This is a genomic window from Clostridium sp. 29_15 (genome assembly GCF_001916075.1).
Lineage (GTDB): Bacteria > Bacillota > Clostridia > Clostridiales > Clostridiaceae > Clostridium > Clostridium lentum.
Genome location: NZ_MNRT01000027.1, coordinates 1 through 23,973 on the forward strand (window position 1 = coordinate 1; position 23,973 = coordinate 23,973).

Annotated in this window: 24 protein-coding genes and 1 pseudogene; all 25 read left to right on the forward strand. The window is 30.5% G+C overall.

Features of this window, described 5'->3' with window-relative positions:
• Positions 1-201 precede the first annotated feature (201 nt).
• The 25 genes and pseudogenes from BHW04_RS05685 to fmt all read left to right on the forward strand — a co-directional run bounded on the left by BHW04_RS05685 (position 202) and on the right by fmt (position 23,966).
• Complete coding sequence (locus tag BHW04_RS05685) at positions 202-477, forward strand: YlmC/YmxH family sporulation protein (protein ID WP_022212270.1); 276 nt, start codon at positions 202-204, stop codon at positions 475-477.
• A 64-nt stretch (positions 478-541) separates the two neighbouring features.
• Positions 542-994 carry a transcriptional regulator NrdR gene (gene nrdR / locus BHW04_RS05690; RefSeq protein ID WP_022212271.1) on the forward strand — a complete coding sequence of 151 codons (453 nt, stop codon included), beginning with the start codon at positions 542-544 and terminating at the stop codon, positions 992-994.
• 139 nt (positions 995-1,133) lie between these two features.
• Positions 1,134-1,874 carry a peptidoglycan editing factor PgeF gene (gene pgeF / locus BHW04_RS05695; RefSeq protein ID WP_022212272.1) on the forward strand — a complete coding sequence of 247 codons (741 nt, stop codon included), beginning with the start codon at positions 1,134-1,136 and terminating at the stop codon, positions 1,872-1,874.
• 14 nt (positions 1,875-1,888) lie between these two features.
• Positions 1,889-2,462, forward strand: a pseudogene (locus BHW04_RS05700) (winged helix-turn-helix domain-containing protein).
• A gap of 2 nt (positions 2,463-2,464) precedes the next feature.
• Positions 2,465-4,156: a sensor histidine kinase gene (locus tag BHW04_RS05705; protein ID WP_186834942.1), complete on the forward strand. Its 1,692-nt coding sequence runs from the start codon at positions 2,465-2,467 to the stop codon at positions 4,154-4,156.
• A 191-nt stretch (positions 4,157-4,347) separates the two neighbouring features.
• Complete coding sequence (locus BHW04_RS05710) at positions 4,348-5,181, forward strand: phosphate ABC transporter substrate-binding protein (protein ID WP_302699159.1); 834 nt, start codon at positions 4,348-4,350, stop codon at positions 5,179-5,181.
• Positions 5,182-5,370: 189 nt separating this feature from the next.
• The gene (gene pstC / locus BHW04_RS05715) at positions 5,371-6,231 is read left to right on the forward strand and encodes a phosphate ABC transporter permease subunit PstC (protein WP_243166588.1); all 861 of its coding nucleotides are present in this window, start codon (positions 5,371-5,373) and stop codon (positions 6,229-6,231) included.
• A gap of 2 nt (positions 6,232-6,233) precedes the next feature.
• Complete coding sequence (pstA, locus tag BHW04_RS05720) at positions 6,234-7,058, forward strand: phosphate ABC transporter permease PstA (RefSeq protein ID WP_022212277.1); 825 nt, start codon at positions 6,234-6,236, stop codon at positions 7,056-7,058.
• Positions 7,059-7,078: 20 nt separating this feature from the next.
• On the forward strand, positions 7,079-7,843 hold the full coding sequence (gene pstB, locus BHW04_RS05725; protein ID WP_022212278.1) for a phosphate ABC transporter ATP-binding protein PstB: 765 nt from the start codon (positions 7,079-7,081) through the stop codon (positions 7,841-7,843).
• A 21-nt stretch (positions 7,844-7,864) separates the two neighbouring features.
• The gene (gene phoU / locus BHW04_RS05730; RefSeq protein ID WP_022212279.1) at positions 7,865-8,521 is read left to right on the forward strand and encodes a phosphate signaling complex protein PhoU; all 657 of its coding nucleotides are present in this window, start codon (positions 7,865-7,867) and stop codon (positions 8,519-8,521) included.
• A 169-nt stretch (positions 8,522-8,690) separates the two neighbouring features.
• The gene (locus BHW04_RS05735) at positions 8,691-10,025 is read left to right on the forward strand and encodes a DUF512 domain-containing protein (RefSeq protein WP_022212280.1); all 1,335 of its coding nucleotides are present in this window, start codon (positions 8,691-8,693) and stop codon (positions 10,023-10,025) included.
• The gene (gene der / locus BHW04_RS05740) at positions 10,025-11,344 is read left to right on the forward strand and encodes a ribosome biogenesis GTPase Der (RefSeq protein ID WP_022212281.1); all 1,320 of its coding nucleotides are present in this window, start codon (positions 10,025-10,027) and stop codon (positions 11,342-11,344) included. Before BHW04_RS05735 ends, der begins: the two co-directional genes overlap by 1 nt.
• A gap of 2 nt (positions 11,345-11,346) precedes the next feature.
• Positions 11,347-12,336 (forward strand): NAD(P)H-dependent glycerol-3-phosphate dehydrogenase, encoded by a 990-nt coding sequence (locus BHW04_RS05745; RefSeq protein ID WP_022212282.1) that lies wholly within the window; start codon positions 11,347-11,349, stop codon positions 12,334-12,336.
• 122 nt (positions 12,337-12,458) lie between these two features.
• Positions 12,459-13,937: a stage IV sporulation protein A gene (gene spoIVA, locus BHW04_RS05750; RefSeq protein WP_186834937.1), complete on the forward strand. Its 1,479-nt coding sequence runs from the start codon at positions 12,459-12,461 to the stop codon at positions 13,935-13,937.
• A 158-nt stretch (positions 13,938-14,095) separates the two neighbouring features.
• Positions 14,096-14,524 (forward strand): PBECR2 nuclease fold domain-containing protein, encoded by a 429-nt coding sequence (locus tag BHW04_RS05755; protein WP_022212284.1) that lies wholly within the window; start codon positions 14,096-14,098, stop codon positions 14,522-14,524.
• 204 nt (positions 14,525-14,728) lie between these two features.
• Positions 14,729-15,697, forward strand: a complete 969-nt coding sequence (locus BHW04_RS05760) for an asparaginase (protein ID WP_022212285.1) — start codon at positions 14,729-14,731, stop codon at positions 15,695-15,697.
• A 195-nt stretch (positions 15,698-15,892) separates the two neighbouring features.
• Positions 15,893-17,026: a DUF116 domain-containing protein gene (locus tag BHW04_RS05765; protein WP_302699160.1), complete on the forward strand. Its 1,134-nt coding sequence runs from the start codon at positions 15,893-15,895 to the stop codon at positions 17,024-17,026.
• A gap of 90 nt (positions 17,027-17,116) precedes the next feature.
• Complete coding sequence (locus BHW04_RS05770; protein WP_186834964.1) at positions 17,117-17,998, forward strand: YicC/YloC family endoribonuclease; 882 nt, start codon at positions 17,117-17,119, stop codon at positions 17,996-17,998.
• Positions 17,999-18,011: 13 nt separating this feature from the next.
• A complete protein-coding gene (gene remA / locus BHW04_RS05775; protein WP_022168019.1) occupies positions 18,012-18,281 on the forward strand; it encodes an extracellular matrix/biofilm regulator RemA in 270 nt (89 codons plus the stop codon).
• Positions 18,281-18,913, forward strand: coding sequence for a guanylate kinase (gene gmk, locus BHW04_RS05780; RefSeq protein WP_022212288.1), 633 nt, complete (start codon positions 18,281-18,283; stop codon positions 18,911-18,913). Before remA ends, gmk begins: the two co-directional genes overlap by 1 nt.
• Positions 18,894-19,112 (forward strand): DNA-directed RNA polymerase subunit omega, encoded by a 219-nt coding sequence (gene rpoZ, locus BHW04_RS05785; RefSeq protein ID WP_022212289.1) that lies wholly within the window; start codon positions 18,894-18,896, stop codon positions 19,110-19,112. The genes gmk and rpoZ overlap by 20 nt, the downstream gene beginning before the upstream one ends.
• Positions 19,113-19,116: 4 nt before the next feature.
• On the forward strand, positions 19,117-20,304 hold the full coding sequence (gene coaBC, locus BHW04_RS05790) for a bifunctional phosphopantothenoylcysteine decarboxylase/phosphopantothenate--cysteine ligase CoaBC (protein WP_302699161.1): 1,188 nt from the start codon (positions 19,117-19,119) through the stop codon (positions 20,302-20,304).
• A 60-nt stretch (positions 20,305-20,364) separates the two neighbouring features.
• Positions 20,365-22,563, forward strand: a complete 2,199-nt coding sequence (gene priA, locus BHW04_RS05795) for a primosomal protein N' (protein ID WP_186834934.1) — start codon at positions 20,365-20,367, stop codon at positions 22,561-22,563.
• 13 nt (positions 22,564-22,576) lie between these two features.
• Positions 22,577-23,020: a peptide deformylase gene (def, locus tag BHW04_RS05800; RefSeq protein ID WP_022212292.1), complete on the forward strand. Its 444-nt coding sequence runs from the start codon at positions 22,577-22,579 to the stop codon at positions 23,018-23,020.
• A 19-nt stretch (positions 23,021-23,039) separates the two neighbouring features.
• Complete coding sequence (fmt, locus tag BHW04_RS05805) at positions 23,040-23,966, forward strand: methionyl-tRNA formyltransferase (RefSeq protein WP_022212293.1); 927 nt, start codon at positions 23,040-23,042, stop codon at positions 23,964-23,966.
• The last annotated feature ends 7 nt before the right edge of the window (positions 23,967-23,973 follow it).

Genomic DNA, 23,973 nt, shown 5'->3' on the forward strand with positions numbered 1-23,973 from the left:
AGGAAAAATATAGCATAGAACCGATGTTAGTTCTATGCCTTTTAGAATACTTAAAATTAAATTCCCGAAGGGAGCGTGGCGAAAGCCACTTTTTTATGAGAAAAAGCAAATTTGTAGCAAAGAACCTCTATCAAGTATATTAAATAGTAAATATACATATTAATTAAATATATAGATTGTAAAAGGGGTGTGTATTAGATTTTGGAAGATGAAGTATTATATTCTTTAAATGCCATTAGAAATATGGAGGTAATTGATATAAGTACAGGCAGTAAAATTGGTTATGTTAAGGATTTTAAAGTTGATATAAACACTAAAAAGATAGTTTCTATTTTTTTACCATCACCTGTGAAATCATGGTTCAATAAAGCAGATGATATAGAGCTTGCATGGGATAAGATTGTGAAGATTGGAGTAGATGTATTAATAGTAGATGCATCGAGTATCATAGAAGAGTTTAAAGAAAATAATGTCTAGTAAATTGCTGTGAAAAATTATATAATTAAGAGAGTATATTACAAAAGTGAAAGGCGGAGAGAATATGAAGTGTCCTTTTTGTTTTAATGATGAAAGCAAAGTAGTAGATTCCAGATCAACAGATGATAATACAACAATAAGAAGAAGAAGAGAGTGTACTAAATGTAACAAAAGGTATACTACATATGAAAAGATAGAGGATATTCCTATATTAGTTGTTAAGAGAGATTTAACAAGGGAAAACTTCAATAAGGAAAAGATAGTTAATGGTCTTATTATTGCATGCCAGAAAAGACCAGTTTCAAGAAAGCAAATTGAAGAAATTGCTGAAGAAATTGAAAAGAAGATATCAAATAATATGTTAACTGAAATAGAATCAGAAAAGATTGGCGAAATGGTTATGAAGAGATTGAAAGAAATTGATGAGATATCGTATGTAAGATTCGCATCAGTTTACAGGCAGTTTAAAGATATAAATACTTTCTTAGAAGAGATAACTAGGCTTATGATAAAATAAATATATATTTAGAAGTTGCCTTTGGTTTTTTTAAGGCAATTTTTTGCTGTGTAAAGTTAAAATAAGTTGTAGGATTGTAATGATAAGTTTAAAATTATACTATTAGTTAATAAAATTAGTATTAAGCATGAGGTGTACAATGAATTATTTGCATTTAAATTACTTTGAAAAAGGAAATGATTTTATAAAGTTCCAGCAAGGAAAAATTGAAATAGTATTTTCTACAGCAGAAAATAATAAAAACTTTAATAGGAATACAGAAGATGGTGTAAGGGAATTAGAATCACTAATTGCTAAGTTTCATAGTGAAAATGTAGAATACTTAAAACAAATTCATAGTAATAAGGTATATACATATAGAAAAGGAGATAAGGACTTTAAAGAAAATGAAGGTGATGCACTTATTACTAATGAAGAAAAAACAATCATAGGGGTATTTACAGCTGATTGTGTGCCTATAATACTTGTAGATGAAGAAAATAAGGCTATTGCAGCTATTCACAGTGGGTGGAAAGGTACATTTTTATCTATAGTAAGTGAAACTATTTTAAGAATGAAAGAAGAGTATAATAGTAAGGTAGAAAAATTAGTTGTATATATAGGACCTCATATTAGAAAGTGCTGTTATGAAGTATCAGAAGAACTAAAAGAACAGTTTAGTGAGAGGTTTGGTATAGAAGATGGTAAACTCTTTGATGGAAGAAATTTAAGTTTGGAAGAATGTATTAATAATGATTTAATAAATAGTGGAGTATTAGAAGAAAATATAAATTCGTTAGGAATTTGTACAAACTGTGAAAAAGAAATCAAGCTACACTCTTATAGGAAAAGCAATGGAGCTTATGGACGACTGTTTTCATTTGTATATATTAAAGAGTAAGTGAGGGAAGAGAGATGGCTAAGGGGAAAATATTAGTGGTAGATGATGAAGAGCATATATTAGAGCTTATTAGATATAATCTTGATGCAGCAGGATATGATGTTATAGAAGCAAGTGATGGTGATGATGCAGTAAAGAATGCAATTAATGAAGTGCCAGATTTAATTTTGCTTGATTTGATGCTTCCTGGTAAGGATGGTTATGATGTTTGCAGAGAGCTAAGGAGTAATGGCAAGAGTAAAAGCTGTACTGCGTAGATATACAAAGAGTGATGAGAGCAGTGAAAAGTTTGTTTTTGGTGATATTGAAGCAGATTTTGAAAATCACTCGGTAATATGTGCTGGTGAAAAAATAGAATTGACATTAAAGGAATTTGAACTCTTAGAAGTATTAGTTAAAAATAGAGGGAAGATATTAACTAGAGAAATGCTATTAGATAAGATATGGGGATACGAATACATTGGAGAAAGCAGGACGGTAGATGTTCATATAAGGTATTTGCGTAAGAAGGTTGAAAAAGATGATAAAAATCCAAAATTTATTGAGACTATAAGGGGGGTTGGGTATAGATTTAACCCTCATGTATAACAATGAAGAAGAGGATAATAGCATCTATTTTAATAACAGTAGTATTTGCAATTGCCATATTAAGTAGTGTTTTTTTTGCAGTAGTTAATATTAAGGAAGTGGATAGAACAAAGGAGATTTTATCACTTTATAATAAGCTTATAACCTATGATTTGCAAAAAGGAAATGATGATTTTAGTGAATATAAAATAAATAACCAAGAAATAAGAGTAAGTATCATAGATAAAGAAGGACAGGTACTATATGACAGCCTTGGTGAAATAATAGATAATCATGTTAATAGAGAAGAGGTAGTAGAAGCATTTGATAAAGGGGTAAGCTCATTAGTAAGGTTTAGTGATACGGTAGGTAAGGATTTGGTCTATTACGCTACTAGGATTGATGATAATACGGTTATAAGGACTTCGGCACAAATGAGCGATACCAAATTAATTACAAGTAAAAGTAGTAAGTATTTTCTTCTTATTATCATAGGAGTAGTAGTTATATCAATAGTACTTTGTGAAAAACTGGTGAAGATAATTGTACAACCTGTTAGGGAACTGGAGGAAGTAACCCAAAAGATAGCTAATGGAGATTTAAATAAGCGAGCTGTCATATATTATAATGACGAAATAGGTTCACTGGCTAAGACCTTTAATGAAATGGCTGATATGTTAGAGATTAAGATTAGTGATTCTTTAGATAAACAAAATAAATTAGAAGCTATACTTGAAAGTATGGAAAGTGGTGTTATAGCCATTACGGCAGCTGGTAAAGTTATGCTAATTAATCCATATGCAAAGAGTCTTTTCGGTATTGGTGAAGATATTATTGGTAAAAATATTTCTAATTATATTATTGATCATGATTTTTTAAGCTTTATAAGAGATGTAATGGATATTGATGCAAAAGAAATTAAGTTATTCCATCCATTTGAAAGAGAAATAAAGGTGAAGAAGGCACCAATTATTGGTCAACGAGGAAGTGAAATCGGTATTGTTATTTCCATACAAGATATTACTGATATAAAGAGGCTAGAAAATATGAGAAGTCAATTTGTAGCAAATGTATCACATGAGTTAAAAACACCTCTTACATCTATTAAGGGATTTTCAGAGACACTGAGGATAGTTGATGACGAAAATACTAAAAATAAATTCTTAGATATAATAGATAAAGAAACTGATAGATTGACACTGCTGATTGATGATATATTAATTTTATCTAATATTGAAAATATGAATAAGCTTTCTAATGAAAAATTCAATCCTAATGAAGTGGTTGAGGATGTTATAAACATGATAAAGAAAGAAGCTGCTAAGAAGAATATATCTATTGAGGTTGAAAAAAAGTTTAATGGATTACTTGTGGGAGATAAAGATAAGTTTTATCAAGTGGTGTTAAATTTAACAACTAACAGTATAAAGTATTCTAATGAAAATGGAAATGTAAAAATATTTACTAATAAAAGTAAGGATAAATTTGTTTTAATGGTTAAGGATGATGGGATTGGAATACCTAAAGAAGACCTACCTAGAATATTTGAAAGATTTTATATTGTTGATAAATCTAGAACATCAAAGAGTACAGGTTTAGGACTAGCTATAGTAAAACATATTGTTAAATTATTTAATGGTGAAATATTTGTTGAATCAGAAGTTGGTAAAGGAAGCAAATTTACGGTGATTAGTAAAAATGTATATTGTGAATAAATAAAAAAGGAATCTTGAATATTTTCAATATTCCTTTTTTATTAAATTTAATATGTTTTTAACAAAATAAGATGTTCTTTTAACAATTGCATAATATTGAGTTAACTTTTAAATAATAATATTAATGTATAAAGTAATTCAAGGAAAGAAATCAATAATATATATAACTTGTATTTATGGAGGATATAGAGATGAAAATAAAAAAGATTAAATTATTAGCAGGAGCAATGATAATAGCAATGATAGGAGCGGTTTTCACAGGTTGCGGAAATAATTCAACTTCAAATGACGGAACAGTTACAATTACAGTTTCAGGATCAACTTCAGTGGGGCCACTAATGGAAAAAATAGCAGAAAAATACGAAGAAGAAAATTCCAACATATCAATTGAGATTAATCAAACAGGATCATCTGCTGGTATTAAAGATGCTATGGATGGAATTTCTCAAATCGGGATGTCTTCAAGAAATTTAAAAGATGAAGAAGCTGCAAAGGTTAAAGCTACAGTGTTAGCATATGATGGAGTTGCTGTAATTACTAACACTGGTAATTCAGTAAAAGAATTAACTATAGGTCAAATAAGAGATATATTTACAGGGAAGATTACTAATTGGAGCGAAGTAGGAGGAAGTAATGCACCAATAGTTGTAGTTTCAAGAGAAGCAGGTTCAGGAACTAGAACAGCATTTGAAGAAGGTGTTGAATATAGCGAAGAAGAACTAGTAAAAGATGCTATTATATCTAAAGGAAATGGTGACGTTAAGACAACTGTTTCTACTAACGAAAATGCCATTGGATTTGTTTCATTTGAATACGTAGATGACGCAATATCATCAATAAATGTTAATGGGATAGAGCCAACGGCAGCAAATGTTAAAGCAGGTTCATATGCACTATCAAGACCTTTCCTAGCTGTCACAAATGAGCAGTATATTACAGAAGATTCTCAAAAATTAATAGATTATATTACTAGTGAAGAAGGGCAACAAATCGTTGAAGATAACAAATTAATAACAATTGATTAATAATAACTAAAATGGGGATGTAAATAAAGGTGCTTAAGATAAGCATCTTTATTAGAAAAAATAAATCCTAGGTGACTTAATTTTGTTTTTAGCCACTAGCTTTGGAGGAGTAAAATGCAAAATATAAATAAAAAGAATAGTGAAGAATATATAGTAGATAGAAAAGTTGAATCTGTTAAAACTTTTAATATGAAAAAAGCTGTTGACAAAGGTTCAAAGTGGATATTTTTACTAAGTGCGTTAATTGCGGTATTTAGTTTGCTGTTAATAATGGGATTTGTATTTTACAAAGGGTTAAGACCATTTTTTGCAGAAGGGTATTCCTTTGTTGGATTTATTACAGGAATAGATTGGTATCCAAGTTCCAGTAAATTTGGCATATTACCAATGATTATTGCAACTATATTAGGAACAATAGGAGCTTTGCTTATTGGTGTACCTATTGGTTTATTAACATCAATTTTTATTTCTGAAATTGCACCTAAGAAAGTAGCTAGTATAATTGTACCAGCTGTAGAATTATTAGCTGGAATACCTTCAGTATTGTATGGAGTTTTTGGACTTGCAATAATTGTACCTTGGATTAAGAATACATTTAACTTACCTAAAGGTCAGAGTTTATTAGCAGTAATAATTGTTTTAGCAATAATGATGTTACCTACAATAATTTCAGTGGCTACTACAGCTATAAGAGCTGTACCAAAAAGCTATAAGGAAGGATCATTAGCTTTAGGAGCATCACATATTGAAACTACATTTAAGGTTGTAGTTCCAGCAGCTAAATCAGGTATTTTAGCAGCGGTTATCCTAGGGGTTGGTAGAGCTGTAGGAGAAACAATGGCAATAATTTTAGTGGCAGGAAATTCAGCTAATATTCCAACGTCAATATTTGACGGAGTAAGGCCTTTAACAAGTAATATAGCTTTAGAGATGGGATATGCTTATGGAACACATCAAGAAATGCTTTTTGCTACAGGAGTTGTGTTATTTATATTTATCTTGATATTAAACTTAGTAATAGCAAAGCTTTCTAATAAGGAAGGTAAATAACTATGAGGAAATTTAAAGAAAATATATTAAAAATATTATTATATTTATCAGCTATTTTTACAGTTGGAATTTTAGTGTTTATATTAGGTTTTATCTTTATTAAAGGATATAAGGAAATTACTCCTACATTTATTTTAAGCGAATATTCTGCTTCCGGTGATGGAGGAATTATGCCGATGATAGTTTCCACATTATATGTAGTTGGAATATCAATTTTAGTAGCAACACCAATTGGAGTACTAGCAGCAGTTTATTTACAAGAGTATGCAAAACAAGGAAAAGTGGTTAAAATAATAAGATTCTGTACAGAATCGCTTTCAGGAATACCTTCAATAGTATATGGCCTTTTTGGAGCAATATTTTTTGTAGGTTTTTTAAAATTTGGTTATTCATTATTATCAGGTGCACTTACTGTTTCAATTATTATTTTACCTGTAATAATACGTACTACAGAAGAGGCTTTAAAAGTAGTATCAACATCGTATAGAGAAGCTTCGCTAGGGCTTGGAGCTACAAAATTTCAAACACTTTACAAAGTAATTCTTCCAAGTGCTATTCCTGGGATATTATCAGGGATAATACTTTCCATAGGGCGTGTAGTTGGAGAATCAGCAGCTATATTACTTACAGCAGGAAGTGTTGCGAAAATGCCTAAAGGAATTTTTTCAAGTGGAAGAACTCTTACTGTCCACTCATTTTTAGTAGAACAAGAAGCTGGAGATATTGCAGAAGCTGCAGCAGTAGGAATTGTATTAATTGTTATTATATTATTGTTAAATAGTATAGCTAAGATTATAACAAAGAAGTTTAACCAGGCTAATTATTAGTAGTTTTTAGAGGTGAAAGTATGACAAGTGGTAAAGTGCCTGAAATACAGGTAAAAAATTTAGAATTATTTTATGGAGATAATAAAGCTCTTAAAAATATAAATTTAGATATAGAATCAAAAAAAGTTACAGCTTTGATTGGACCATCAGGATGTGGAAAATCAACATTTTTAAGAACTTTAAATAGAATGAATGATTTAATTGATAATGTTAAGATTACTGGTGAAATAATTATTGGTGGTAAAAATATATATAAAGACATTGATGAAATAGATTTAAGAAAAAAGGTTGGTATGGTCTTTCAAAAACCAAATCCATTTCCAATGTCAATTTATGATAATGTAGCTTATGGGTCAAGAATTCATGGTGTTAAAGATAAGGAGACTTTAGATGAAATTGTAGAAAAAAGTTTAATGGGTGCTGCACTTTGGGAGGAAGTTAAGGACAGATTAAAGAAAAGTGCATTAGGATTATCAGGTGGTCAGCAACAAAGATTATGCATAGCAAGAACTATTGCTGTTTCACCAGAAATAATACTAATGGATGAACCAACATCAGCTTTAGATCCAATATCAACTATAAAGATGGAAGAGTTGATGTATGAGCTTAAAAAAGAATATACAGTTGTCATTGTTACTCATAATATGCAACAAGCTGGAAGAATTGCTGATAAGACAGCATTTTTCTTAAGTGGAGAGGTAGTAGAGTACGGAGATACTAGCGATATCTTCTATAAACCAAAAGATAAGAGAACGGAAGATTATATAACAGGAAGATTTGGATAAAATATTAGGAGGATATGCTATATGACAAGAAATATTTTAGATAAGCGCCTTAAAAGCTTAATATCAGAACTTGCTGAAATGGGAAGTCTTGTTGAAAAGCAGATTTATGATTCTATAAATGCTTTAAAAAATCATGATGTAGAATTATCAGAAAAGGTTATTAAAAATGATGATAAGGTTGATGCATTAAACAAGAGAATTGAAGAAAAATGTTTAATATATATGGCAACACAATCACCAATGGCATCTGATTTAAGAAAGATGTTTGCAGCTTCAAAAATTGTAACGGATTTAGAGAGAATAGCAGATTATGCAGTAGATATATGCAAGATTAATAAAAGAATAGAAATAGATCCGTTAGGAGAAGCTGAAATTCCCTTATGGAACATGGTTGAAATATTGAGCAAGATGATTAATATGTCTGTGGAAGCTTTTGTTAATAGTGATGTAGAAGAGGCTTATAGAATTTGTAAGCTTGATGATGAAGTGGATGTAATTTACCGTAAATTATTTAATGATGTCATTAAGAAGATGAGCAAGGATGAAAATCTCATTAATAAAGGAACACAGATACTTTTTGCCTCAAAGTATTTAGAAAGAATGGGAGATCACATAACTAATATATGTGAGTGGATTATTTTTTCAAAAGAAGGCGATTATGTTGATTTAAATGAGTAAATAATAAGAGAAGGGGAAAACCTCTTCTCTTATTATTTATATTAATATTCAACATAAAAATACAGTAAAGATAGTAGAAATATATGATAAAATAAGTTGTTTGTTGACTGAATATAATAATTGAGTTAATATATCATAGAGTAGAAAGGTAATTATAGGAGTGAAATATATGAAAAATGTAGTAACTAGTGTAATGCCTGATAGTATTGCTGAAGAAGTCGGCATTGAAGTAAATGATATTCTATTATCAATTAATGGAGAAAAGATAGTTGATATTATTGACTACAGGTTTTTAACTGCAGATGAAGAGATAGTTTTAGAAATTCAAAAACCAGATGGAGAAGTTTGGGAATATGAGATAGAAAAAGATTATGGTGAAGAAATAGGATTAGAATTTGGCGGAGGAATAATGGATAAAGCCAAAAGATGTAGTAATAAATGCATGTTCTGTTTCATAGATCAAAATCCAAAGGGAATGAGAGAAAGTATATATTTTAAGGATGATGATTCACGTCTTTCATTCTTACAAGGTAACTTTGTTACATTAACAAATATGAAGGATGAAGATATAGAGAGAATAATAAGATATAGAATCAGTCCTATAAATATTTCTGTACATACAACAAATCCAGAACTAAGGGTTAAGATGCTTGGAAATAGGTTTGCAGGGCGAGTTTATGAAAGACTTAAACGTCTAAGTGATGCTGGTATTGAAATGCATTGTCAGATAGTACTTATTCCAGAAGTAAATAATGGTGAAGAGCTTAGAAAGACAATAGAAGACTTATATAAGTTATATCCGGCAGTAGAAAATATTGCAGTAGTACCTATAGGTGTAACTAAATACAGAGAAGGATTAGTGCAGGTTAAGACTTTTACAGAGGAAACAGCCAAAAAGGAACTAGAAATGGTTATGGAATTCCAAGAAAAGTTTATGGAGGATATAGGTGATCCTTTTGTAAGATTTTCTGATGAATTCTATTTGGTTGCAGGAATAGATGTACCAGATGAAGAATTCTATAAGGGGTACGCTCAAATTGAAGATGGAATAGGTATGATTAGATGCTTTAGAGAATCAATCAATAACAGTATAGGACACTTAAAGAAAGATATAAAGGGAACTTTTAGTATAGCAACAGGAAAGCTAGCTTACAATGAAGTTTCTAGTGGAGTTGCAAAAATTATGGAAGCTAATAATAATATCAAGATAGATACATATAAAATAACTAATAATTTTTTTGGCGAATCTATTACAGTAACAGGACTTTTAACTGGTAGAGATATTATTAACCAAATTAAAGATAAAATAAGCAGCGATTATTTAATAATGTCTAGTAACATGTTTAGAAAAGGATATGAACTAGCGCCAGCTGACTTTATAATGCTTGATGATACTAGATTAGAAGAAATTGAAAAAGCGCTAAATGTAAAAGTTCTTGTATGTGATCATACAGGTGAAGATTTAGTTGATATAATAAATAAAGCTTGTCAGGAGGAAAAATAGTGGCAAAACAAATAGTAGCTATAGTAGGTAGACCTAATGTAGGTAAATCTACATTATTTAATAAATTAGCAGGAAAGAGAATTTCAATAGTACAAGATACACCAGGTGTTACAAGAGACAGAGTGTATGCAGAAGCAGAATGGCTAAGTCATACATTTACAATGATTGATACTGGTGGGATTGAACCAGAAAACCAAGATATCATCTTAACTCAAATGAGAAGGCAGGCAAATATAGCCATTGAAACAGCTGATGTAATAGTATTTATAGTTGATGGTAAAGAAGGGCTTACAGCAGCAGATCATGAAGTTGCAACAATGCTTAGAAAAAGCAAGAAGCCTATAGTTCTTGTTGTTAATAAAGTTGATTCTTTGAAAGAGGAAGATAATGCATGGGAATTCTATAATTTAGGTATAGGTGATCCAATAACTATATCAGCATCTCAAGGATTAGGACTTGGAGATATGCTTGATAGAGTAGTTGAAAATTTTGAAGAGGAATCAACTGGTGAAGATGAAGAAGAAGATATAAAAATTGCTATGATAGGTAAACCAAATGTTGGAAAATCTTCTCTTATTAATAAATTATTAGGTGAAGAAAGGTTAATAGTTTCAGATGTTGCTGGCACAACAAGAGATGCCATAGACAGTAAGCTTGAAACTGAATTTGGTAAATTTACTCTTATTGATACTGCTGGTCTTAGAAGAAAGAGCAAAGTTAAAGAAGAAATTGAAAGATATTCAGTTATTAGAACTTATGCTGCCATAGAAAGAGCAGATGTATGTATACTTATGATAGATGCAACTGAAGGTGTTACAGAGCAAGATGAAAAGATAATTGGTTATGCTCATGAGTTAGGAAAAGCAATAATGGTTATAGTAAATAAGTGGGACCTTATTGAAAAAGATGATAAAACTATGGATATATACAAGAAAGATCTTGCAAGTAGTTTAAAATTCTTAAGCTATGCAAAATACTTATTTATATCAGCTAAAACTGGTCAAAGAACACATAAGGTATTAGAAGTAGCTAAAGAATGTTACGATAACTACAATAAGAGAATAGGAACTGGTATATTAAACGATGTAGTAAGTAAGGCAATCTTAATGAAAGAGCCTCCGGTAGTTGCATTAAAGAGACTTAAGGTTTATTATGCTACACAAGTAGCTACAAAGCCACCAAAGTTTGTATTCTTTGTTAACGATGTAAATGCAAGACACTTCTCTTATGAAAGATATTTAGAAAATAGATTAAGAGATAGCTTTGATTTCAGTGGAACTGGAATTCAAATTGAATATAGAGAAAGAAAGGATAAATAATTATGAGTAAAGTGGCTTTTTTAGGTGGAGGTAGTTTTGGAACTGCCCTAGCTATTTTATTAGCAAACAAAGGAAATGATGTTTCTATTTTTGATAGAGATATTAATGTTGTAAATGATATAAATAGTGGGAAAAACGATAAATATATTAAAGGTTTAAAGATACCTAAAAATGTCATTGCTTATAATGATGAAGATGCTGCATTAAATGGATGTGAATATGTAGTTTTAGCTGTTCCTTCTCATGTTATAAGAGTGGTATCAAATAGCCTTAAGGGAAAGATACCAGAATCTGTTCCTGTAATATGTATAGCAAAAGGAATAGAGGAAGGAACAAATAAAACTTTAGCGGAAGTTATTGAAGAAGAACTATCAAATCCAGTAGTTATCCTTTCAGGTCCAAGTCATGCTGAAGAAGTAGCTTTTGGAATTCCAACAACAGTATTAACTACATCACATGATATGAAATATGCCGAAGAAGTACAAGATTTATTTATGACTACAGAATTTAGAGTATATACTAATGATGATATTATTGGTGTTGAAATAGGTGGAGCTGTAAAGAATGTAATAGCTTTGGCTTCAGGTGTATGTGATGGTATTGGATATGGAGATAATACAAAAGCAGCATTAATGACAAGAGGTATGGCTGAAATTGTAAGAGTGGGACTAAAGTTAGGTGGAAAGATTGAAACATTCTTAGGTCTTACAGGTATGGGAGATTTAATAGTAACTTGTACAAGTGTACATTCTAGAAATAGGAAAGCTGGTTATCTTATTGGTACAGGAAAGACTATGGAAGAAGCTGTAGAAGAAACAGGTATGGTTGTTGAGGGCATTAAAGCATGCAAAGCATTCTATGAATTAAAAGAAGAATTGGGTATTGAAATGCCAATTACTGATGCATTATACCAAGTGTTATTTAAGGGCAAGAATGCTAAAGAAATGGTAAATATGCTTTTACAAAGAGATAAGAAATCAGAAACATATTAGATGAAACAGCTACAAAATCATTGAATTTTGTAGCTGTTTTTTTAAATAAAAAATACAAAACAGTATACTTTTTTTCAAAATAGAATATATATATAGTGTTAAAAATAAAAGGGGGTATACTTGTGGATAGTTTCAACATATACAGAGACATTGCAGAAAGGACTCAAGGCGACATATATGTAGGTGTTGTTGGTCCTGTAAGGACAGGGAAGTCAACATTCATCAAGAAATTTATGGACACCATGGTAATACCTAAGATAAATAATACTTATAAAAAAGAAAGAGCTAAAGATGAACTTCCACAAAGTGGATCAGGAAAAACAATTCATACTACAGAACCCAAGTTTGTACCTAATGAAGCTATTGAAATAACTATAGATGATGATGTGAAATTTAAGGTAAGATTAATTGACTGTGTAGGATATATTGTTAAAGGGGCTTTAGGATATTTAGAAGATGAGGAACCTAAAATGGTTAATACCCCATGGTATGAATATGAAATACCTTTTGAAGATGCAGCTGAAATAGGAACAAGAAAGGTTATTACAGATCATTCAACTATAGGACTTTTAGTAACTACTGATGGAAGTATCACAGGCCTTGCAAGAGAAGATTATGTGGAAGCTGAAGAAAGAGTAGTTGAAGAGCTTAAATCAATCAATAAGCCTTTTGTAGTTGTACTTAATACTAAAAACATAAATTCCCCTGAAACAGAAAGCTTAAAAAATGATCTTGAAAAAAAATATGACGTAACAGTACAGGTTATGGATGTATTTAATATGACAGAAAAAGATATAGAAAAATTATTTAATCAAGTACTTACTGAATTCCCAGTTAAAGAGATAAATATAGATATGCCTGTGTGGATTGAAAAATTAAGTCCTGATCACTGGTTGAAAAAAGAATTCTTTAAGATTATTAAGGGAATGTGTCAAAATATTAATAAGATTAAGGATATTAAACCAATATTTAATGAAGCTAAAAATACAGAAAATTTAGGATCGTCTGCTTTAGAGCAAATTAATTTAGGGGATGGAACAGCTAAAATGCTTTTAAAGCCTAGTGAAGACATATTCTATAAGGTATTAAGTGAAAATTGTGATGTTAATGTATCATCAGAAAGTGATTTAATAGTATTAATAAAAGAATTAAATGCAGCTAAAAAGGAATATGACAAGATAAAGGATGCATTGATAGATGTTAAGGAAACAGGCTATGGACTTGTAGCACCACAATTATCTGAAATGTCATTTGAGGAGCCGGAGATAGTTAAGCAGGGTAGTAAGTTTGGCGTGAAGTTAAAAGCAAGTGCACCATCATTACATTTTATTAAAGCTGATATAAAGACAGAAATAAGTCCTATAATGGGTTCAGAAAAAGAAAGTGAAGAATTAGTAAAAGCTTTAATGGATCAGTATGATAAGGATCCAGCATCATTATGGCAAAGCAATATGTTTGGAAAATCTTTAGAAGTATTGGTCAAAGAAGGGTTACAAAATAAATTATATAAAATGCCAGAAGATGTTCAGACCAAAATTCAAAAAACATTGCAGAAGATTATAAATGAAGGCAGTGGTGGATTAATCTGCATTATTTTATAGCAAAGTGTATATAAATAATCTGTTGCTTAAATAAAGTGGCAGATTATTTGATTTTATAAAATTAAGATTAAAAAGTAGTAAATAATATACCTATATTGAATAAAATATATTAAGCAGATACTATAAAGTGCTTAATATAAAAAGTTAAGAGGGATATTATGGATAGCAGATTTTGTACCTATAAAAGAGTAGGATATTTAAAAAGTCATATCGCCAATATGATAGGTATAGATTTCACTGGAATAATATATGCTTCTCCAGGTGTATTAAAGCATATTAATAAGAGGCATGGAAAGCAATTTAATACAAGGTCAAATGATACCATCATAATGTGGATGAGAGATATAATTGAAAAACCAGATTATATAGGAGTATATACTAATAAAAGGGGACAGACTGCTGTGCAAATAATAAAAAGGATGTATAGGAGCATCCTTGTAGGTATTGAAATAGATAGAGAGAAAAAATATATATATGTTGCAACTATGTATCCTATCAGTGAAGAGAAAATTAATAGTAAGCTTAAAAGTAGAAAATTAATTGATATAAGAGAAGATATTAAAATGGTTGAATTTTATATTATATAAATATATAATTTAATTTAAGACAATAGTATAATTTTAAATTTAGCAATGCTTGATTTTTGAGGTGAGAAATGGCTCCTCATACGCTGATATAATGAATTCTATCAGTAAACAGAGATGCAGGACAAGCCGACCTGCCAATAATCAAAGTATGATTGATATAGAGATGAAATTTATGATAACTAAAGTATAAGATGGAGGAAGAACATGAAAAAGATAGCAATAATATTTAATGGCGGAACAATATCCATGAAAATAGATGAGAAGATAAAAGCAGCTGTGCCAAGCCTGTCTGCGGATGAAATTATGTCTATGATTCCAGGAGTAGAGGATTATGCAGAAATTGAAGCATATACTTTTTCAAGTATGCCATCACCACATATGACTTTGGAAACAATGCTTAAATTAAGTAAATTTACTACGGAACTTGTTGAAAGAGATGATATAGATGGTGTTGTAATAACTCATGGAACAGATACTCTTGAAGAAACTGCTTATCTTTTAGATCTTACTGTGAAAACAAAAAAGCCAGTAGTGGTTACAGGGGCTATGAGAAGTGGTTCTGAACTTGGATATGATGGTCCTTTTAATTTAGCAACTTCGATTTGTACAGCTATTTCTGATGAAGCTGTAGGAAGAGGGGTGTTAGTTTGCTTTAATGGAGAATTGAACTCTGCTTCAGAAGTTACAAAAGCAAATTCAATGGCTCTTAATGCTTTTAGAACACCAAATTTTGGACCAATAGGTATTGTTGATAATGATAATGTTATTTTTTATAGAGATGCCAATCATTTAGAAAAATATGATGTTTCAAAAATTGAAAAACAGGTTGCTCTTATAAAATGTGTTGTAGATATGGATTCAAGCTACATAGATTATTTGATTGAAAAGGGCTACGGCGGAATAGTAATAGAAGCTTTAGGTAGGGGAAATGTACCACCAAAGATGGTAGAGGGTATAAAAAAAGCTATTGAACTTGAAATTCCAGTGGTAGTAGTTTCAAGATGTTTTGAAGGAAGAGTTTTTGAGTCATATGGATATGAAGGTGGAGGAAAGCAATTAAAGAATTTAGGCGTTATATTTGGGGATACTCTTCCAGGGCAAAAAGCAAGAATCAAGCTGATATTAGCAATTAACAGTGGAATGAATATTCATGAAGTTGCTAGAGTATTTTAAAGAGATAAAAAATAATTTTTAATATTATAGTTATATTTGACAAATAAGTCATAATAGATTGTTTTATGAATAAATCTATTATGACTTTTATTTCTATAATATTTCTTTAAAAATAGAAAAAATTCAATAAAATTCAAAAGATTTTATTGAATTTATCTTTACATAATATGGTAATATAAAAGGGGGGTGTTTATCTTGGTTACGTATGACCTAAAAGGAAAAGAAAAAAAATCAAAAAAATGCTATGAAACAGCTAGGAAAATATCAAAAAGAATATTGGAAAATATAATTATTACAGGTGAAGATTTTTTAGCTGACTATATGAGGTATATAGAAGAACATAAAATTGAAAGCCTTAGAAGTAGAGAAGAGTATTCTATAGAAATTTTACTTATAGGAGTACTTATGCTTGAATATATGGATAATGGACGTGCATTTATGAATAAGTCTGTTCATTTATATGTAAGTCTTAATGGGCTTAGAAAGTCTAGTGAAAAATTTAGGCCTTTTATTGATAAATTAAGAGGAATATTAATCAATAGAGTGCTTACAAAGAAGAAAAAAGGAATAAATAGTTATACTCTTTATGATTTTTATTTAGTAATTAGATGGATGGAAGCAGTAGGAGATTTTGAAGAAGAGCTTAAGAGAATAAAGGGGTGGTACTTATTCCTGGAGGCAGAGGATAATGAATTTGTAGAAGAATTTTTAATATATAGTGAAGAGATAGCAAAATGGATGTGTAGCATATGTGAGAATAAATTAGGTAATTATTTAAGCAATGTAGATAGTTATCTGAATAGTTATAAAGAAGCTCATAAGGGTAAGGAAGACATAATTTTTTGTGGAAGAAGTAAAAATCAGTATTATTTAAATATGATTGGTGCAGAAATTATGAATGATGTATATAAAGAGAGTTTTGTCAATTGCAAGGAAAAGCGAGTGTATTTACCTTCATGCATGAGAAAAGATAAAGAAACTTGTAAAGCTATAAAGATCAATGAAGGATTTAAGTGTATGAAGTGTAATAAGAGATGTTCTGTAAGAACTATTACATTAATAGGAGAGAGTAAAGGTTTTGATAGCAGGATAATTCCACATCAAACATCTCTCTTTGACATTAGAGGAAAAAATGAAATAGGTGTTGTAAGTATTGCTTGTATATTAAATTTATTAGCTGGTGGATGGAAAGCAATAAGAATGGAATTTATACCACAATGTGTAGTTTTAGAGTATTGTGGATGTGCTCATCATTGGTGTGAAAAAGATGTGGCTACAGAAATAAATTATTCTGTGTTTAGAGAAAAATTTATAAAGATTTCAAAGTGAATATGAACAATTTGTTAACAAAATATTGACATAAAAAAAGTATGAATATAAACTATTTACTATCAGGAAGAAAGGTTAGTGAGCAAAGTTATGGTAAAAAGTATGACTAGCTTTGGAAGAAGCAGTAGCGAAGAAGGTAAAAAAAGATTTTTTACTGTAGAAATGAAAAGTGTGAACAGTAGATATTTAGATATTAATATCAGAATGCCTAAAAGTATTATTTCTTTAGAGGAAGAAATAAGAAAAAGAATAAATGAATCACTTTCAAGAGGAAAGGTAGATGTGTTTATTAATCTAAAATCATATTCTGATGGTCAGGAAGTTCCAAAATTAAACTTAAAATTAGCACAGGAGTATTTAAATTGCTTAAAACAAATTGAAGATAACCTTTGTGTGAAAAATGATGTTACAGTAACTCAGATAGCAAGATTTCCTGAAGTTATCACTATGGTAGAAGAAGAGGATAAAATCGATGAGATCTCTGAAGAACTTACACCTTTAATATCAGAAGCATTAGCAATGATGATAAAAATGAGGGAAGTTGAAGGAGAAAAACTTAAAGAAGATATACTTCTAAAGATTAGTAAGATAGAAAATTTAGTATCTGACTTAAATTCTTTAGCAGACAATGTTCCTAAAAACTACAAGGTGAAGTTAGAAGAAAGGCTAAAAGAGCTTTCAGGTTCAATGGAAATAGATGAAAGTAGAATTGCTACAGAAATATGCCTTTTTGCTGATAAATCTACAATAGATGAAGAAATTATCAGATTAAATAGTCATATTCAACAAGTAAGACAAACTTTAGAGTTAAGAGAGCCTGTTGGTAGAAAATTAGATTTTATTATTCAAGAAATGAATAGGGAAACAAACACTATAGGATCAAAATCATGTGATATGGAAATGACTAATATAGTCATTGATATAAAAAATATTTTAGAAAAAATTAGAGAACAAGTGCAAAATATAGAATAATAGGAGGAGAATCATGGGGATAAAGTTAATTAATATAGGTTTTGGAAACATTGTTTCTGCAAATAGATTAGTTGCAATAGTTAGTCCGGAATCAGCACCCATAAAGAGAATTATTCAAGAAGCTAGAGATAGAGGGATGCTAATTGATGCAAGTTTTGGTAGAAGAACAAGAGCTGTAATAATTACTGATAGCGATCATGTAATATTATCAGCTGTTCAGCCTGAAACAATAGCACATAGATTATCTACTAAAGAAGAAGCAATAGATGAGGTTGATGAATAATGAATAAGAGAGGATTATTACTCGTTATATCTGGACCATCTGGTGCAGGTAAAGGTACTATATGCAAAGCTCTAGTTGAGAAGCATAAAGAATTATATGTTTCTGTATCAGCAACAACTAGACAGCCAAGAGTAGGAGAAGTTGATGGTGTAAACTATCATTTCACTACTAAAGAACAATTTGTTGAAAGAATAGAACAAAATGATTTCCTTGAATATGCTGAAGTATATGGAAATTATTATGGAACACCTAAATCTAAGGTTGAAGAAATGCTATCAAAGGGTATTGATGTAATTTTAGAAATAGATATTCAAGGTGCGCTTAAAGTAAAAGAAAACTTTGAAGAGGGTGTATTCATTTTTATTCTTCCTCCATCAATGGAAGAATTAAAACAAAGAATTATTAAAAGGGGAAGTGAAACTCCTGAGTCATTAATGACAAGATTTAAATCTGCATATCAAGAATTAAACTATGTATCTAAATATAACTATGCAGTAGTAAATGATGAAGTACATCTTGCTTCTAAGAAAATAGAAGGTATTATAGCAGCAGAAAAATGTAGAGTAGATAGAATAAAAGAAACAATATTAGATTCCAAGGAGGGCTTGATTCATGAACAACTCTATGATTAATCCATCAATAACAGAACTTTTAGAAAAGGTAGAAGATAGATACTCTTTAGTAATAGTAACATCTAGAAGAGCTAGACAAATAATAGATGGCAGTGAGCCATTAACTACAAATAAATCAAAAAAACCTTTAACACTTGCTATACATGAAGTTGAAGAAGGAGCAGTAAGCTATCATAAAAATGAAGAGGTAACAGAGTAGATTTATGAAAAAATGTGTAGTAATTGGTGTAACAGGTGGTATAGCTGTTTATAAGGCATTAGATATAATCAGCGCTTTAAAAAAGAAGGATATAGATGTAAGGGTTATAATGACAGATTCAGCAACGAAATTTATAAATCCAATAACTTTCCAATCTTTAAGCAATAATGCTGTAGCAGTAGATACCTTTCAAGAGATAAAGGTTCATGAAATACAACATATTTCATTGGCTCAAAGAGCAGACTTAATGCTAATTGCACCAGCTACAGCTAATATTATAGGAAAAGTTGCAAATGGCATAGCAGATGATATGCTTTCAACAACTATAATGGCTTGTAAATCTAAAGTTATATTTGCGCCTGCTATGAACACCAATATGTATGAGAATAGAATTGTACAGGAGAATATTGAAAAGTTAAAAGTCTACGGATATGGTTTTATTGAGCCAGGTAGTGGAAGATTAGCTTGTGGAGATATAGGCGTAGGTAAGCTTGCTGACGTTTCTGATATAGTAGAGAGGGTTTTAGTTGAACTTAAAAATAAAGAACAAGATTTGGTTGGTAAAAAAGTACTAATAAGTGCAGGTCCAACAATAGCTCCTATAGATCCTGTAAGATTTATAACAAATAGGTCAACAGGAAAGATGGGATATTCAATTGCTAAAGAAGCAAGAGATAGAGGGGCTGATGTGATATTAGTATCTGGGCCAACAAATTTACCGACAATTAAAGGGATAAAGACCGTTAAAATTAATACTAATGAAGAAATGAAGTTAGCTATGCTATCTGAATACAATGATTCAGATATTGTTATTAAATCAGCTGCAGTGGCAGATTATAAGCCACTGGAATATAGCAAGGAGAAGATTAAAAAATCTGAAGGTGGCTGGAACTTAGTCCTTACAAGGGATAGTGATATTCTTAGAGAACTAGGTGAAAGAAAAAGTAAACAGATATTAGTTGGCTTTGCAGCTGAAAGCAATAATGTTATAGAAAACGCAAGAACAAAGATTCATAAGAAAAATCTAGATTATATTGTAGCAAATGATATTACTGCAAGTGATGCTGGATTTGGTAGTGAGGATAATAGGGTTACAATTTTATCAAAGGATGGGGAAACTTTGAATTTAGATAAAATGAGTAAATCTGAGGTAGCTTGCAACATATTTGATATGATTTTAAGAAAGCGCTAACTGCGCTTTTCTTTATATAATAGAAAGTATTTAAACCAATATAAAGGTGGTATTTTAAATTTGTATGCAGAAATAATATTAAATAGTGAAGCAATTGAAATTGACAGACCATTTACATATAAAGTACCTTTAGATATGGAACAAAAAGTTAAAGTGGGGCAAATGGTAAGAGTTCCTTTTGGAGTTAGGAGTAAGCCTGTAGAAGGATTTATTTTAGATTTGAAAGAAGAAGAAATAAAGGTTTCTTTTAAAATAAAGAACATACTTTCTGTTGAAAATGAAGAGCCAGTTATAACAGAAGAGGATCTTAAGCTTATTAATTTCTTAAGAGAAGAATATCTTTGTAAATATATTGATGCCATAAGACTACTTATTCCAGTTGGAATATTAAAAGGAGCTAAAAGTAAAAGTAGGAGCGTAATTGTTTATATAGATGATAATCTTGAAAGTATAAAAAATAGTGATGGCTATCTAGAAGTAATTAATTTTATAAAAAGAAATACAGGGAAATACACTAAAAGTGAGCTTACTAAGGAGCATGGAGTTTCTCTTTACAAACTTAACAAGCTTATAGAGCATGGGCTTATAAAAAGTGAAAAGGAGATTGTATTTAGATATAACACTAGGGAATATAATAAGGACGTAGAAAAAAAATTAACAGCAGAGCAGTCTATGGCCATTGAAGCAATTGAAGATAGCGAAGAAAATTTGATATTGTTAAAAGGAGTTACTGGTTCAGGTAAAACTGAGGTATATATGAGGCTTGTTGAAAAAGTACTCACAGAAGGAAAATCAGCTATAGTATTAGTTCCGGAAATTGCCCTTACACCACAGATGATTGAAAGGTTCAAAGGTAGATTTGGTAGCAATGTAGCTTTGTTTCATAGCAAGCTTTCTGATGGAGAAAGATTCGATGAGTGGTATAGGGTTAAAGAAGGAAAAGCATCATTGATTATAGGAGCAAGAAGTGCCATATTCCTTCCAGCAAGAAAATTAGGACTTATTATTATAGATGAAGAACATGAAAACACTTATAAGTCTGATCAAAATCCTAAGTATCAAACAAAAGAAGTAGCTGAATTTATATCAAAGCTGAAAGGGTGCAAAGTTATCTTAGGTTCTGCCACACCAACAATTGAAAGTTATTATAGAGCTATTAGTGGTGAAATGAAGTTGGTGGAACTAAATCATAGAATAGATAATAGACCCATGCCGGAAATGAAACTAGTGGATATGAGAGAAGAACTTAGAAGTGGCAATAAATCAATTTTTAGTAGAAGATTATATGCTAGTATGCAACAAAAGTTAGAAAAGGGAGAACAAATTATCTTATTTTTAAATAGAAGAGGTTTTTCCACCTTTGTATCATGTCGAAGTTGTGGATATGTTTTTGATTGTGAAAATTGTGATATATCAATGACTTATCACAAAAATGGTTTCCTTGTGTGCCATTATTGTGGTAAAACAAAGAAACAGCCTAATTTGTGTCCAAAGTGCGGAAGCAAATATGTAAAATTTTTTGGTGCTGGTACAGAAAGAGTAGAAGAAGAAGTACGAAAATATTTAAAAAATGCTAAAATATTAAGAATGGATGTTGATACTACAAGGGCGAAAGATTCTCATGAAAAAATCTATAATGCTTTTAAAGCAGGAGAAGCTGATATTTTAATTGGTACTCAAATGGTATCTAAAGGTTTAGACTTTCCTAATGTTACATTAGTAGGAATACTTTCAGCTGATATGTCTTTAAATTTACCAGACTATAGGGCAGCAGAAAGAAGCTTTCAGATAATTACGCAAGTGGCAGGGCGTGCTGGTAGAGGGGAAAAAGAGGGAGAGGTAATAGTTCAGACGTATACTCCAGAACATTACAGCCTTCAATATGCCAAGAAATATGATTATGAAGATTTTTATGAAAAGGAATTTACCATAAGGGCTATGATGGGATATCCTCCTTTTGGAAGAATATTATTAATTAATGGTATTGGAAAAAATGAAGATGAATTGAAAAAACAGATGATTTTTCTAGGAAAAAAGGTTAAGGAAAAAGCTGAAGAGTTTGGAGGTTTAGAAGTTTTAGGACCAACACCTTGCATAATATATAAAATTAAGGAAAATTATAGGTGGCAGATTATTGTGAAAGGTGAATTTTCATCAAAGTTTTCAAAAAGTATTAAGGATTTACTTTATGATAAGGCAAATAACGTATATAATGATATAAGAGTAAGTATGGATATAAATCCGAATAGTTTAAGTTAGGAGGAATAAAATAATGGCAATTAGAAATATAAGGGTAAAAGGTGACGAAGTATTAAGAAAGAAATGTAAGCCAGTTGAAGCAATAGGCAAAAGGGAAATGATTATTCTTCAAGATATGGCAGATACTATGTATAAGGCTGATGGTGTTGGAATAGCAGCGCCTCAAGTTGGTATTTTAAAGAGAATGTTTCTTGTAGATATTGGTGATGAAAACGGACTTATGGTATTTATAAATCCTGAAATACTAGAAGTTTCAGGAAGTCAATGCGGAGATGAAGGATGCTTAAGCTTGCCAGGTGAATCACATGAAGTGGAAAGACCTAATTATGTAAAAGTTAAAGCTTTTAATGAAAAGGGAGAAGAGTTTATCCTTGAGGGAGAAGAACTTCTTGCAAGAGCAATACTACATGAAAATGACCATTTAGATGGTATATTATATATAGACCACGTTAAATAAGAAAGGAATAAAGAGAGATATGAAGATAGTATTTATGGGTACTCCGGATTTTGCAGTTCCTTCTTTAAAAAGATTGATTGAAAAATATGGAGTAGAAGCAGTATTTACTCAGCCAGATAAACCAAAGGGAAGAGGAAAGAAAATGGCCTTTTCACCAGTAAAAGAGGTGGCTGTAGAACATGATATTAAAGTTTTTCAACCATTAAAACTAAAGGAAGATAAAGAGACAATAGAATATTTAAAGGAGCTTAAACCAGACTTTATAATAGTTGTAGCATATGGACAGATACTTACAAAGGAAGTATTAGATATTCCAACCTATGGATGTATAAATCTTCACGCCTCTCTTCTACCTATGTATAGAGGGGCAGCACCTTTAAATTGGGTTATAGTAAATGGTGAGAAAAAGAGTGGTAATACTACTATGCTTATGGATGTAGGATTAGACACTGGAGATATGCTTTTAAAGGATGAAATTGATATAACAGAAGACATGACTGCTGGTGAATTACATGATATCCTTATGGATAGAGGAGCTAATCTTTTAGTAGATACAATCGATGGATTGCAAAAAGGTACTATTACACCTATTAAGCAAGAAGGTGAAACATGTTATGCTAAGATGCTAAATAAGGAAATAGCAAAAATAGATTGGAATTATTCTTCAAGAGAAGTACATAACTTAATTAGGGGTCTAAATCCATGGCCGATAGCGCATACAAGTTATCAAGGACAGACAATGAAAATTTATGAAAGTTCTTATTTAAATGAAGATTCAAATAAAGAAGCAGGGACAGTTTTATCTGTAGATAAAACAGGAATGAAAGTTTCATGTGGTAATGGTATATTATTAGTTAAAAAGGTGCAATTCCCTAATGGAAAGCCTTTAACAATAGAACAATATATAAATGGTAATTCTATAGAAGAAGGAATAAAGCTTATATAGATTTATC

Coding starts and splice junctions, on each gene's coding strand:
- nrdR (WP_022212271.1), top strand. CDS start 542: ATGAAGTGTCCTTTTTGTTTTAATGATGAAAGCAAAGTAGTAGATTCC.
- pgeF (WP_022212272.1), top strand. CDS start 1,134: ATGAATTATTTGCATTTAAATTACTTTGAAAAAGGAAATGATTTTATA.
- BHW04_RS05705 (WP_186834942.1), top strand. CDS start 2,465: ATGAAGAAGAGGATAATAGCATCTATTTTAATAACAGTAGTATTTGCA.
- BHW04_RS05710 (WP_302699159.1), top strand. CDS start 4,348: ATGAAAATAAAAAAGATTAAATTATTAGCAGGAGCAATGATAATAGCA.
- pstC (WP_243166588.1), top strand. CDS start 5,371: ATGAAAAAAGCTGTTGACAAAGGTTCAAAGTGGATATTTTTACTAAGT.
- pstA (WP_022212277.1), top strand. CDS start 6,234: ATGAGGAAATTTAAAGAAAATATATTAAAAATATTATTATATTTATCA.
- pstB (WP_022212278.1), top strand. CDS start 7,079: ATGACAAGTGGTAAAGTGCCTGAAATACAGGTAAAAAATTTAGAATTA.
- phoU (WP_022212279.1), top strand. CDS start 7,865: ATGACAAGAAATATTTTAGATAAGCGCCTTAAAAGCTTAATATCAGAA.
- BHW04_RS05735 (WP_022212280.1), top strand. CDS start 8,691: ATGAAAAATGTAGTAACTAGTGTAATGCCTGATAGTATTGCTGAAGAA.
- BHW04_RS05745 (WP_022212282.1), top strand. CDS start 11,347: ATGAGTAAAGTGGCTTTTTTAGGTGGAGGTAGTTTTGGAACTGCCCTA.
- BHW04_RS05755 (WP_022212284.1), top strand. CDS start 14,096: ATGGATAGCAGATTTTGTACCTATAAAAGAGTAGGATATTTAAAAAGT.
- BHW04_RS05760 (WP_022212285.1), top strand. CDS start 14,729: ATGAAAAAGATAGCAATAATATTTAATGGCGGAACAATATCCATGAAA.
- BHW04_RS05770 (WP_186834964.1), top strand. CDS start 17,117: ATGGTAAAAAGTATGACTAGCTTTGGAAGAAGCAGTAGCGAAGAAGGT.
- remA (WP_022168019.1), top strand. CDS start 18,012: ATGGGGATAAAGTTAATTAATATAGGTTTTGGAAACATTGTTTCTGCA.
- gmk (WP_022212288.1), top strand. CDS start 18,281: ATGAATAAGAGAGGATTATTACTCGTTATATCTGGACCATCTGGTGCA.
- rpoZ (WP_022212289.1), top strand. CDS start 18,894: ATGAACAACTCTATGATTAATCCATCAATAACAGAACTTTTAGAAAAG.
- coaBC (WP_302699161.1), top strand. CDS start 19,117: ATGAAAAAATGTGTAGTAATTGGTGTAACAGGTGGTATAGCTGTTTAT.
- def (WP_022212292.1), top strand. CDS start 22,577: ATGGCAATTAGAAATATAAGGGTAAAAGGTGACGAAGTATTAAGAAAG.
- fmt (WP_022212293.1), top strand. CDS start 23,040: ATGAAGATAGTATTTATGGGTACTCCGGATTTTGCAGTTCCTTCTTTA.